Annotated in this window: 10 protein-coding genes; 5 read left to right on the top strand and 5 right to left on the bottom strand. The window is 71.3% G+C overall.

Annotation, left to right across the window (positions count from 1 at the left end; genetic code table 11):
• Window positions 1-84: 84 nt before the first annotated feature.
• Genes ACSRUE_RS39910 through ACSRUE_RS39920 form a run of 3 tightly spaced genes read left to right on the top strand, consistent with a single transcriptional unit; the run spans window position 85 to window position 3,495 of the window.
• Window positions 85-1,236 (top strand): DUF262 domain-containing protein, encoded by a 1,152-nt coding sequence (locus ACSRUE_RS39910; RefSeq protein WP_441288126.1) that lies wholly within the window; start codon window positions 85-87, stop codon window positions 1,234-1,236.
• Window positions 1,226-2,527: a DUF3696 domain-containing protein gene (locus ACSRUE_RS39915; RefSeq protein ID WP_441288127.1), complete on the top strand. Its 1,302-nt coding sequence runs from the start codon at window positions 1,226-1,228 to the stop codon at window positions 2,525-2,527. The genes ACSRUE_RS39910 and ACSRUE_RS39915 overlap by 11 nt, the downstream gene beginning before the upstream one ends.
• Entirely contained in the window at window positions 2,527-3,495 is a 969-nt protein-coding gene (locus ACSRUE_RS39920) for a hypothetical protein (RefSeq protein WP_441288128.1), read from the top strand. The genes ACSRUE_RS39915 and ACSRUE_RS39920 overlap by 1 nt, the downstream gene beginning before the upstream one ends.
• 412 nt (window positions 3,496-3,907) lie before the next feature.
• Here ACSRUE_RS39920 and ACSRUE_RS39925 read toward each other — a convergent pair whose 3' ends face one another.
• On the bottom strand, window positions 3,908-6,724 hold the full coding sequence (locus tag ACSRUE_RS39925; RefSeq protein WP_441288129.1) for a tetratricopeptide repeat protein: 2,817 nt from the start codon (window positions 6,722-6,724) through the stop codon (window positions 3,908-3,910).
• A gap of 249 nt (window positions 6,725-6,973) precedes the next feature.
• Between ACSRUE_RS39925 and ACSRUE_RS39930 the strand changes: the two genes are divergently transcribed.
• Window positions 6,974-7,789, top strand: coding sequence for an SDR family oxidoreductase (locus tag ACSRUE_RS39930; protein WP_441288130.1), 816 nt, complete (start codon window positions 6,974-6,976; stop codon window positions 7,787-7,789).
• Between the two features lie 16 nt (window positions 7,790-7,805).
• Here the strand turns inward: ACSRUE_RS39930 and hemH are convergent, their stop codons facing one another.
• The gene (gene hemH, locus ACSRUE_RS39935) at window positions 7,806-8,708 is read right to left on the bottom strand and encodes a ferrochelatase (protein ID WP_441288131.1); all 903 of its coding nucleotides are present in this window, start codon (window positions 8,706-8,708) and stop codon (window positions 7,806-7,808) included.
• Between the two features lie 75 nt (window positions 8,709-8,783).
• Complete coding sequence (locus tag ACSRUE_RS39940; protein WP_441288132.1) at window positions 8,784-9,203, bottom strand: hypothetical protein; 420 nt, start codon at window positions 9,201-9,203, stop codon at window positions 8,784-8,786.
• Between the two features lie 275 nt (window positions 9,204-9,478).
• Between ACSRUE_RS39940 and ACSRUE_RS39945 the strand changes: the two genes are divergently transcribed.
• Entirely contained in the window at window positions 9,479-10,651 is a 1,173-nt protein-coding gene (locus tag ACSRUE_RS39945; protein WP_441288133.1) for a hypothetical protein, read from the top strand.
• A gap of 191 nt (window positions 10,652-10,842) precedes the next feature.
• Here ACSRUE_RS39945 and recO read toward each other — a convergent pair whose 3' ends face one another.
• Both recO and ACSRUE_RS39955 read right to left on the bottom strand, forming a co-directional pair.
• Window positions 10,843-11,562, bottom strand: a complete 720-nt coding sequence (gene recO, locus ACSRUE_RS39950; RefSeq protein ID WP_437769419.1) for a DNA repair protein RecO — start codon at window positions 11,560-11,562, stop codon at window positions 10,843-10,845.
• A 59-nt stretch (window positions 11,563-11,621) separates the two neighbouring features.
• Window positions 11,622-12,008, bottom strand: coding sequence for a helix-turn-helix domain-containing protein (locus ACSRUE_RS39955; RefSeq protein WP_441288134.1), 387 nt, complete (start codon window positions 12,006-12,008; stop codon window positions 11,622-11,624).
• Window positions 12,009-12,036 lie beyond the last annotated feature (28 nt).

Here is a 12,036-nt window from a genome sequence, read left to right on the forward strand (position 1 = left end):
TGACCGAAGCCTGCGCACGACACCACACTCGAGGGCCTCGACCGGCGGCTTGTCATCGCGCCTCACGCGACGACAAGATGCGCCATGACGACGGCGCACGTGCTGGACCGGGAGCTCGTTGCCCCCTTCGCGGGTCGGGAGGACGATCTCCTCGAGAAGGAAGAGGAGCCGTCGCCGGACGAGACGCAACCTCGGCAACCCGCCAGCTGGCCGCTTCAGATTTCCAAGGTCGAGCGCTCGATCTTCGAGCTGCACCGGAGCTGGAAGAACGGGGTGCTCCGCCTCGATCCGGACTTCCAGCGGGAGTTCGTCTGGGATTACTGGCGCAAGGTCAAGCTCGTCGAGTCCGTGCTCATGCGCCTCCCGTTGCCGGTGTTCTACCTCTCCGAGGAGAACGAGGAGAATACGCTCGTCATCGACGGCCAGCAGCGCCTCACCACGCTCTTCAGCTTTCTCGACGGAGAGTTCCGCCTGAGCGGGCTCAAGCTGCTCCCGGAGCTCAACCAGAAGCACTTCAAGGATCTCGACGGCAAGGTGCAGCGCCGGTTCGAGAACACGCCGCTCACCTGTTTCATCATCCAACCGGGCACGGATGAGCAGGTGAAGTTCCAGATCTTCGAGCGCGTGAACGAAGGGGCCGTTGCGCTCAACGCCCAGGAGATCCGCAACTGCCTCTACCGAGGACCCGGCCTCGACTTCATCAAGCACCTCGCGAACGACACATCGCCCGGTTCGTTTCGTGACGTCGCAGGCCCGGGCCGGGGCTACAGACGCATGCGGGCGGATGAGATCGTGCTCCGCGCCATCGCCCTGCTCGATCTCGGGGTCGACCACTACCCTGGCGAGCTGAAGAGCTTCCTGAACGACGAGCTCAAGCGACTGAACGCCTCGACGGGAGAAGAACGCGACGCGCTGGAGCGCAGGCTGAAGAACGCCCTCGCTCACACGAAGACTGTCTTCGAGGATCACGCTTTCTGCCGTTACAAGCCCTCGGACGGCTCGTGGACGCGGCAGCTCAACGGCCCGCTCGTCGAGGTCATCGTGGCCGGCTTCGATCGCTTCTTCCCTGCAGGGAAGCCCTTGCCGTCCAGGAAGATCAAGGCCGTTCGAGATCGCTTCCGGACGATCTCCGGCGAGGAAGCGTTCCGCGATTCGATCACCTTCGCCACGCAGTCGACGAACACGGTTCGAACGCGGTTCGACCTCTGGATGAAGGAGCTCGCTCATGTTGCGTAGCGTGCTGCTCGAGGGCTTCCGTTCGTTCGAGCAGCCGACGGCCGTGCGCTTCGCGCCGCTGACGATCCTCGCGGGGCCCAATAACGCAGGGAAGAGCTCCGTCATCCAGGCGCTGCTCGCGCTCGTTCAGTCCGAGCAGGCGTCGAGCAGCGCTTCGCTGCTGCTGAGCGGCGCCTGGTGCGATCTCGGCCGGTTCGACGAAGTGGTGAGCGCGGGCTCGCCGACCAACCAGCGCCGGTTCCGCATTGGCCTCACCGGAGCTACGCCGGAGGGTCTCGCTGTCGATGCGGTTTGGGAATTCGGACCGCGGGACGGCGAAGAGCCCACGCTCACGTCGGTCTCGCTCCTCTCGCTCACCTACGCATTCGAGCGAAGAGCGGGGCGCGTCGAGCGCCGCGTGGCGGGCTTCCAGTGGGAGAGCGACAATCCAGCCGATGGGTACCAGGGCCAAGCCGCTGGCCAGGCCGTGTTCGCCGATCCTGGCGCGTTCCTCATCTTGATCCTCGCGAAACCTGAGCAGGACGAGGTCGGGCGTGCGAGCCAATGGAATCGACCTGTGAGCGAGATCCGCCCCTCACCGCTCGACGCCTCGCGCACGCAGTACGTCGGTCCCTTCCGCTCTCCACCGCAGCCGCTCTACACGCCGCGCACCTCTCTGGCCGGCCCGCCGCTCGGCCGGCACGGAGAGCACACGGCCGAGCTCCTGTTCCGGCATCGCACGCAGCGGACCGACATCGCCGTCCCGGGGCAGCCGCACGACGACGCGGGCGCGCCGATCCTCTCGGCGGTCAACGCGTGGTGGTCCTACCTCTTCGACGGCAGCTTCGCCCTCCAGATCGATGCGCCCGCCCGCCTCGGGTTCACGCTGTCCATCGACACGCCCTCCGCCGAGCGGCTCGGGCTCGGGCAGGTCGGGCTCGGGCTCTCGCAGGCGCTGCCGATCGTCACGGCGTGCCTCGTCTCCCGCCCCGGCGATCTGCTGCTCATCGAGACGCCTGAGGCGCACCTCCATCCCGGCGCGCAGCACCGCCTGACGAGCCTGTTCATCGAGCTCGCCCGCAAGGGGCGGCAGGTCGTCGTCGAGACCCACAGCGAGCACCTCGTCACGGCGGCGCAGATCGCCGTCAAGGAGGGGCTGCCGCCGCAAGACGTCGCCCTCAGCTTCTTCAGCCAGGACGCTGGCCGGACGGTGGTGCAGGAGATCGAGCTGAACCCGCACGGACGCGCGCTGCGCTGGCCGCCCGGCTTCTTCGACCAGGCCGCCGTGGATCTCGCGGAGCTCCTGCGCTGATGCCGGTCGTGCTGCTGAACCACGACTTCGTGGAAGGGATGGCCCACCGCGCTGATCTCGGCCCTGTGGCCGTCGCGCTGCAGGACGTGCAGCGACGCCTCGGAGGCGATCCGATGCACGTGCACCCGGAGCTCGCGCGGCAGGCCACCGGCGGGGGACCGTTCGTCGTGTGGGCCAACCAGCACCGCAACGACGCCGAAGCGGATCGCCGCCCGCTCATCGCGCTGCTGCTCCGGCTGCTGAGCGGCCCGTTCGTGACCGATCTCCCGATCGAGCGGGATGTCTCCCTGCTCTCGGACGATCCCGCGCTTCCTCCCGAGCCTTCCTGGCGGCGCGAGGCGATGCGGCACCTCGCCGCGCGTACGCTCTCGCCGCCCTGCGCGGCGTCGTGGGCCCTGTCGTTCGATCCCTGTTCCGACCTCTCGCAGCCCAGGTACCGGTTCACGCAGGGCGACGCGATCGCCGAGGTCGACAACCTGAGGAGCAGCGCCGAGGCGCTCAGTCGGCTGGGCGAGCTGGCGACCCGCGGGCTCGTCGGCGCCCTCGCGGCGCTCGATGCCGCCGAACGGCAGGAGAACCGGCTCATCGTCCTCCCGCGAGCCCGCGACGCCGCGCGGAAGTGGAACCTCGACTGCCCGGAAGCCACCCTGTTCCGCGCCTTGGTCGATCTCGCGATCTACGCTGCGGCGCTCGACGAAGGGCTCTCCCGCGAGCTGGCCGCCGAGCGTTACCACAAGGCGAGCGGCGTCCCGATGTCCCGCGAGAGCGGTGAGGTTTCCCGCAGCCCCACCTGCAAGCGGCAGCGTACGTTCGTCGTCCCCGACCGGGGCGAACAGTACTTCGACATGCACGCGAAGCCCGGCGCCAGCACGCGCATCCATATCTGGACGGCCGTCGTGGAAGATCGGCACGTCGTGTACGTAGGCCATTGCGGCGAGCACCTGCTCCTACCCGGCGGCAAGCGCTGATTGCGCACGACAGCGAGCGCTCTCTGAAGCGACGATGCGCTCGTCGCGAGGATGACTCCTTCATCCCGAGGAGCTTCGTCGCCACCGCGTGGTAGGCCCAACGTGAGCGCCGGAGGGGGTCTCCGCGCGGCAGGGTGCGGGTGGGCGCGGCGAGCGCCGACCGAGGTGCCATAAGGTCCCAGCGGGCTCCACGTCTCAGGCGCGCCTTGTGTGGTGCGCGACGAAACGTCTCAGGTGGCATGGCCCGAAGGGAGACATGCCGGGTGGTGGTCCATGCGCAAGCCCCGCGCTCCCGCCTCGGCGGATGGCCGAGCGCCCACCCGCACCCTGCCGCGCGGAGACCCCCTCCGGCGCGTGCAGCCGGGATCTCCGCCCTCTCTCGCCCCGAACCCCGAGCCCGGAGCCCCGAGCCTCAATAATCCGGCAGCGCCCGCGGCGCAGGCGGCGGCACGCCCTTCATCGCCTTCTGGTACTCGAGCGCCTGCTTCGCGTAGTCGTCCCGCTTCATCTTCGCGTACGCCTTGGCAAGCTCCCCGTAGATCTCCGCCGCATCCCCCGGCTTCGACCCGGACAGGAGCGCGCTGTTCAGCTCGTAGATCGCCGACACGTGCCGCCCCGTGCGCGCCAGCGCCCGCGCATAGAGCCGGTGGATCTCCGGGTTCGCCACGTCGACGAAGATCGCGCCCTCGCCGACCTTGCGCGCCTCCTCCCACGCGCCGCGCTCCACGAGCAGCCGGAGCAGCCGCCGCCAGACACGGCGATCGTGCTGATCGAGGAGCGCGAGCCGGCGCAGCGCCGAGAGCTCGCCCGCCGCGTCCTTCTGCCGACGCGCGAGGTCGTAGAGCCCCTGGAGCGGCTCGGCCTGCGTGGGATCCAGGCGCGACGCCGCCTCGAGGTTCGCCTTCATCTTCGCCGCGTCCTTCTTCAGCTCGGCGAGATCGGCGAGCTTCATCCGCACGACGTAGCCGTCGTGACCGTCGGCGATCATCTTGCTCAAGAGCCTCGCCGCCTCGTCGGGCTTCTTCTCGGCGAAGGCCGCCCGCACCTTGAGGTAGGTCGCGTCGGGCTGCTTCGGGTCGACCCGGAGCGCCTCGGCGAGCACCGCCTCGCCCTCCTGGCGCTGCCCGTCCTCGAACAGCGCAAGCGCGAGCTCGACGAGCCGCTTCGCGTCCTTCGGGGCGCGCGCCGCCGCCTTGCGCGCCTCGTCGAGCGGCGGCGCATGCAGATCCGGGACGTACTGCTTCTCGTAGCGCTCGAGGCGGGGCTTCAGCCACGCGCGGAAGCGCCGGTCGAGCTCCTCCGCGCCGATCCCGAGCGACTCCTTCACCACCTCCTGCGTCCGCTTGCCCGCGGCCCACCGGGGCAGCATCGAGACCACCTTCGGGAAGCCGAACTCGCCCGCCATGAAGACGACGATCTGGCTCGCCGCGAAGTAAGCCATCGTCACGTCCTCGATGTTGTCGACGTGCGTGAACGCCCGGTTGAACCCGTCGACCGCAGGGATCCTCCCGCCCTTCAGGGCGGCGAACAGCGCCGGATCCTCCTCGCGGTGCCACTCGGGCCGCCGCACGATCGTCTCGTACTCGCTGAGCCCCTCGGTGAACCAGCGCGGGACGTGGTTCTTCGACATCTGGATCGCGAAGACGTGCCCGAGCTCGTGCCACAGCACGTTCCCCCAGTTGAACTCCCCCGCCGCCGGGCTCAACGCCGCGAGCGTCTGGCCGAAGCAGACGCCCTGGATGCCCACGTTGGGCAGGCCGCTCGTCCTGACGCTGAAGTTCTCCGTCGACGCGTAGAGCTCGATCGAGACCGGGACCTTCGGCGTGAAGCCGTACCGCTTCACCATCGAGCCCCAGGCCTCCTCGAGCATGCGCGGCACGTACCGCTCGAGGATCGCGCGCTCCTGCTTGTGGTAGCGGACGCGGAACGTCTGCCCCTCCACGGTCACGTACTGCGCCGCGATGTCCTTCTCGTAGAGGTTCAGCGTGTTGAAGACCCGCACGTTGAAGCGGTCCTTGTCCCACGCCTTCTGCAGCGAGAGCACGCCGCTCTTCTCGTCGCCGGCGCGGATCAGGTTCAGGCCGAGCGTTGCGTGCGCCTTCGCGTCGTCCGGATCGACCTGCGTCGCCTCCCCCATCATCTTGACGATGTCGTCGTAGCGATGCTCCCACTCCGCGAACTCGCCGACGATCTGGAAGAACCGCGAGAACTCGGGGTTCAGGCCGAGCACCTTCGCCTTGATGGCCTCGAAGCCGGCCGCGTCGTCGGCGAGGAAGCGGCCCGCCGCCTTGATCGAGAGCAGCGCGAGGTCGTTTGGGTTCACCTTGAGCCCGCGGTCGGCCGCGGCGTCCGCGGCGTCGATGTCCATGTCACGGAGCGCGAGCCCGGCGCGGACGAAGTAGGCCTCGGCGAGGTTCGGATTCACAGAGAGCGCCTGCGCGACCTCGCTGTCGGCGCCGCCGAAGTCCATCGCGCTCTCGAGCTTGATGCGCGCCATGGCGACGCGGCAAAGCGGATCCTTCGGCGCGAGCTTGAGCGCCTCCTTCACGACCTGCCCGGCGTGGCCGGGGTCGTACTTGTCGAGGAACAGCTCGGCCCGCCAGAGCAACGTCTCGACCCGCTGCTTGCCGCCGACCTTCTCGGCCGCGTTGAACGCGTCGTTCGCGTCGCGCGCGCTCCGGAGCAGGTGCGCCGCGCGCCCGACGAGCGACAGCCCCTCCGCGTCGCTCGCGGTGATCTTGTCGTCGTTGTAGTCGTCGATGATCGTCATCAGCGGCGCGCGCGCCTCGCCCCGCTTGCCCGACGCGATCAGGAGCTCGCCGAGCACGAGCCGCGCGCGGCGGGCCTCGTCCTCCCGCTCCACCTCGCGCACCGCCGCGATCGCCTCGGCCATCTTCCCGCGGCGCGCGAGCGCCTGGGCCCGGAGCGGCGCGGCGGCGATCCGCGCCTCCTTGCCGAGCGCGGCGGCGGCCTTCGCCGTCCTCGCCGCGTCGTCGTAGCGGCCCGTGAGCAGCTCGATCCGCGCCTTCGCGAGCAGCGCCGCGGCGCGCTCCTTCCCGCCCTGGAGGCCGAGGATGACCTTCTCGGCCTCCGCGTAGTCGCCCTGCGCGAGGAGCGCCTCCGCGCGCGAAAGCGAGGGGGGCGGCTCGCCGGAGGCGGGAGCGGGGGCCGCGCAGGCAGCGGCGACGAGGAGAGCGGCAAGAGAGCGGCAGATCGAGTGGCTTCGCATGTCACCCCGTGCGCAACCGTGCGCGACCGTTCGTCAATCGTGCACGACCGCACGCAAACGAACGCAAACCTACGCAATTTTACGCAAAACGAACGCAAACCTACGCCGAGACGCGGCGCCCGGTCGAGCCGGGTCAGGCCATCGTAACCGACGCCGCCGGCGCGACCGAACGGCGAAAGGCCGAGCATGCGCGAGCGCGCCAGGGCGCGCCAGGGCGCGCGCTCCCGCGATCGTGGTATGCGGGCGTCCATGGCAAGCAAGCTCGCCGGGCGGGTCGTTCTCATCACGGGCGCGTCGTCGGGGATCGGCGAGGCCCTGGCCCGGGAGGTCGCCCGGCGCGGCGGCCGGGTCGTCCTCGCGGCGCGGCGGGCCCAGCGGCTCGAGGCGCTCGCGACGGAGATCCGGCGGTCCGGCGGCGAGGCGCTCGCGACCCCGTGCGACGTCACGCGCGACGGCGACGTGGAGCGCGCCGTCGCGCAGGCGAGCGAGGCGTTCGGGCGGCTCGACATCGCCATCGCGAACGCCGGGTTCGGCGTGGCGGGGCGCGTCGAGGAGCTCGCGCTCGACGATTTCCGCCGGCAGTTCGAGACCAACGTGTTCGGCGCGCTGCGCACCGTGAAGGCCGCGCTGCCGGAGCTCAGGCGATCGCGCGGGGGCGTCGCGCTCGTCGGCAGCATCTGCGGCTACCTCGCGATGCCCGCGGTGGGCGCCTACACGATGAGCAAGTTCGCGGTGCGCGCCCTCGCCGAGACGCTGCGCGCGGAGCTCCACGCCGAGGGCGTCGCGGTCACGCACGTCGCGCCGGGGTACGTGGCGAGCGAGATCCGCCAGATCGACAACGCGGGCAACCTGCACGAGGGCACCCCGGATCCCGTGCCGGGCTGGCTCGTCATGCCGGCACAGACGGCGGCGCGACAGATCCTGGACGGCATCGCCGCGCGGCGCGCCGAGGTGATCGTCACCGCCCACGGCAAGCTCGGGGTGTCGCTCTCGAGGCACGCCCCGGGGCTCCTCCGCGCGACGGTGTCGAGGCTCCCGCGCAAGCGCCGCGTCAGCGAGCGCTGAGCCGGCGCGGCGCCGCCTACGGCGCGGCCTGCGCGAGCTCGCGCCGGACGAGCGCCTCCAGGGCGTCGATGAAGCGCGGCCGCGTGTTCACGGCCGGCGCCCGGGAGAGCCGCGCGAGGCCCGCCTCACGGGCGAGGACCTGCGCCTCCACGTCGAGATCGTAGAGGGTCTCGACGTGATCCGCGACGAAGCCGATCGGCGCGATCAGCGCCTCCCGCACGCCGCGCGCGGCGAGGCCGTCGAACGTCGACCGCAGATCCGGACCGAGCCAGGCGTCGCCGGTCATGCCCTGGCTCTGGAAGGCGACGAGCACCGGGTTCCCGCGGGCGGCGATGCGGCGCTCCACCTCGGCGGCCATCGCACGGAACTGGCGCTCGTACGGATCTCCGGCGGCGATGATCCGCTGCGGGAGGCTGTGGGCCGAGAGGATCACCGCCGCCTTCGCCCGGCCCTCCTCGGGGACGCGCGCGAGCGCCTCGTCGATCACCTCGACGAAGGCGTCGATCAGCGCCGGCTCGAGCCCCCACGCGGGCACGCACCGGACCTCCATGCCGCCGTGCTCGGCGGCCGCGTCCCGGACGACGGCGTGGTAGACGTCGACGGACTGCGGCGCGAGCGGCAGCGAGACGACGCGCCTCACGCCGCTGCGATGGAGCGCGCCGAGCACCTCGGCCGGGTACGGGTGCCAGAGGCGCCCGGCGATGGCGACCGGGAGACCGAGCCTCGCGGCGAGCGCGTCCGCCTGGGCCTGCGTGATGCGCATGAGCGGCGAGCCGCCGATCGCCTGGAAGCGGCGGCGGACCTCGTCGATCACCTCCGGCGGGGCCGGCCTGCCGCGGCGGATGTTGGTGACGAATGCGGGCAGATCGTCGAGCCGCTCGACGGTGCCGTGGCAGGTGAGGAGGACGGCGGTGGTCACGTCGCTACTCTACATCGGCGCCGCGCGGGCAGCCCTCGCCGGCGCGTGAGGGCGACGCCGCTCGCTGGCGCTGGCTCAGTCCGCGTCCCAGGCGACGACGACGCGATCGTGGCCGATGAGGCCGTTCTTCTTGCGGGCCAGGTGCTGCGCGACGACCCGATCGCCGGCCACGTAGACGCGCACCTCCGTGTACGCCAGCCCCTCGTCGGTCTCGATTCCGTCCAGGATCTCCATCGAGTCGAGCTGGCGCTCCCAGCCCGAGATCGGATCGCGGAAGAGGTCGTTCTTGAGCCGCTCCAGGATCGCGGGCCTCCCGCTGGTGACGCTGGGGTGGGCCGGCGGATCGCGGCTGCTCACCTCCTCGATCACGGCGTCTTCCGCGTAGATCTGCGAGAGGGCCTCGATGTCCTTGCCCGTCAGGGCACGGCGGATCTCTGGGAGCAGTCCACCGTTCGCCCGCTGGGCCGAGGGTCGCGTCCGCGCCGAGCCTTCCATGCCCGCTTGCATGGGACGCAGCGGCGCAGGCGTCGAGCCCGTGCCAGGGCGGCACGGTAACGGTGATGAAGCGATGAAGCGATGAAGCGATGAAGCGATGAAGCGACGAAGCGCCGCGTCCCGGCGGCGACATCGGGCCGCGACGCGGCCGTGACGGATGGGACAGACGAGCGCTGAGCCCGGTGGGCGGCCCTCCTCCACATGGCCACCAGCCGAGATCGCGTGGCTGGCGGCGAGTTGCAGCGCCCGGACGGACGTGGTGGATAAGGAAGGTTATGACGCAGCGCCGCACGGTCGTGCTCGCCGATCTCCATCTCGTGCGCCAGACGCCGCGCGACGTGACCGCCGATCTTGCCCGGTTCGTGGAGGCCCACCGGGGGGCACGCATCGTGGTCGCGGGCGATCTGTTCGATCTCTCCTCCGAGTCGCCCTGGATGCCCCGGCCGCGTGCGCTGCGCGAGGCGCTGCTCGCGCACCCGACCGCGCGGGCGGCGCTCGCCGAGCACCTCGACCGCGGCGGCGAGCTCTGGCTGGCGGGTGGCAACCACGACGCCGAGGTCGGGGCGCCCGACTTCCCCGTGGCGCTGGCGGAGGCGCTCGAGGTGACCGGCGGGCCCCGGTCGCGGATCCGCACGACGCCCTGGTTCTTCCGCGAGGGGGCGATCCATCTGGAGCACGGCCACCTGTACGATCCGGACAACGCCCCGGCTCACCCGCTCGTGGTCGGCGAGCGCAGCCTCGGCGTTCACTTCGTCGAGGAGTTCATCGCGCCGACCGGCGCGCACCGCTACCTGCAGGCGAACGATCAGACGCCGCTGAGCTTGTTCCTCTCGGCGTTCACCTGGTACGGCCCTCGCGCGCCCTACGTCATCTACCGCTACTTCCACGCGGCGATCGGCGCGATGTTGAAGAGCGGCCCGCTCTACCGCGCGGGAGGCGAAACCACGGTGGGCGCCGCGGCCATGGAGCGCTTCGCGCACGAGCTCGGGGTGCCGCGCGCGATGGCAGACGCGCTCGTCGGGCTCGGGGCCACGCCGACCCTGGAGAGCGCGGCGCGCACGTTCACGCGGCTGTACTTCGATCGCGTGATCGCGACGCTGTCGATGGGCGCCGGGATCGCGGCGCTCGGGCTCGGCGCGCGGGGGACCGGCGCCGCGGCGCTCGGGCTCGGCGCGCTGCTGATGGGCGCGAGCTGGGCGAGCGGACACAACCGCTACGCCGGCACGGTCGCCGAGCGCCTGGCCGAGAGCGCCGGCCGCGTCGCGAGGACGACCGGCGCGAAGCTGGTCGTCTTCGGCCACACGCACCGCGAGGCGCTCGGCGACGGCTACGCGAACACCGGAAGCTTCTCGTTCCCTCGCGCCGCGCCCGGCCGGCCCTACGTGGAGATCGAGGGGCCGCCCGAAGCACCGCGCGCGATGACCCGCTTCTGGCGAGCCGTGGCGTGACCCCGACCCCGAAGCCGCAAGACTGACGGTTTCCCCTTCTCCTTCTTGCCTTGCTCGAAGCGCCGCCGAGCGGCGGTCACCCGCACAGGAGACGGGCCCAGATCGGCGTTTTCGGCGCGCAAGCGCACTCCAGTGCGCTGAGCACCGAAAACGTCGAGATGGGCCCGTATCCGAAGCGGGTGCCCGCCGCTCTAGCTCCCGCTCGCGTGCGCGGTGAGCGCGCCTTCGACGAGGTCGAGCGCGAGCGGGACGTCGTCTTCCGGGATCGGCGCGCCGCCGAGCATCGCTGCCAGCAGCCGCTCCCTCGGCTCCGGCCGCAGCACGACAGGTCCGCCGCCACAGGCCCGGCAGACGAGGCCGCCGCGCGCCGGATCGGCACAGGCCGACTGCGTCGTGTCGCAGGCGCGCCCGCAACGGACGCACTGCGTGAGCTCGAGGCCCCAGCCGAAAGCGACGAGCAGGCGCAGGCCGGTCTCCGCGAGCAGCGCCTGGGGAGGGGCCGTGGACACCTCGTCGAGGCGGTCGAGCAGCTGGTTCAGCTCACGCCACGCCGCCTGCTCGGCGGTGTGCGCCGGCGCGATCTCCCGCACCCAGCGCAGCGCGCGCCCGGCCACCTCGAGGCGCCCGAGCTCCCCCGCGAGGCGCAGCCGCGGGCGCTCGATCGCCGCTTCCGTGAGCTGGGCGAGCTCCGCGCCCGGACGGATCTCCAGGGTCACGCGGAGCAGGTGCATCGGCTCGAGCGCCGGGAAGCGCTTGGTCGAGCGGCGCGCGCCGCGCGCCGTGGCAGAGATGAGCCCCCCCTGCTCGGTGAAGAGCCCGACCAGGAGGTCGGCTTCACCGAAAGGTACACGCCGGACCAGAAGCGCCCCGGTCCGGAGGCGCTCCGTCCGCGGGCGAACCGATCGAGGCATGGCAGGTACCGGCGGTTATGGCGCGAACCACGCGCGAGCGCCCGGCGAAAATTTGGCCCTCAGGACGAGAGGGAGGTACGAGCCCTCGTGAACGTGCCCTCCGACAGCTCCGGCGGCATGTCGTGGCCGCGGGGCCTGAGCACGATGCTGAGCGCCAGCGTGAAGAGGATGAGCAGCAACACGAACGCGATCGCGACCCCGAAGCGCCTGCTCTGGGTGCGGCGCGCGGGCGCCGCGATGGGCAGCGGTGTGACCAGCGCGATCCGGCGGCTCGCCGTGTATCGGGCCAACACCTCCTCCATCGGGAGCGACACCGCGCGAGCGTACGCCTTCAAGAACCCCCGGACGAAGACCTCGCCGGGCAGGTCGTCGAAATGATCTGCCTCGATTCGTTCGATGGAGATCACCGGGATGCGCGTGGCGCGGGCGACTTCCTCCACGCTCATGGCTCGGGCCTCACGCGTGCGTCTCAGG

The organism is Sorangium sp. KYC3313 (assembly GCF_052075895.1).
Taxonomy (GTDB): domain Bacteria; phylum Myxococcota_A; class Polyangia; order Polyangiales; family Polyangiaceae; genus Sorangium; species Sorangium cellulosum_B.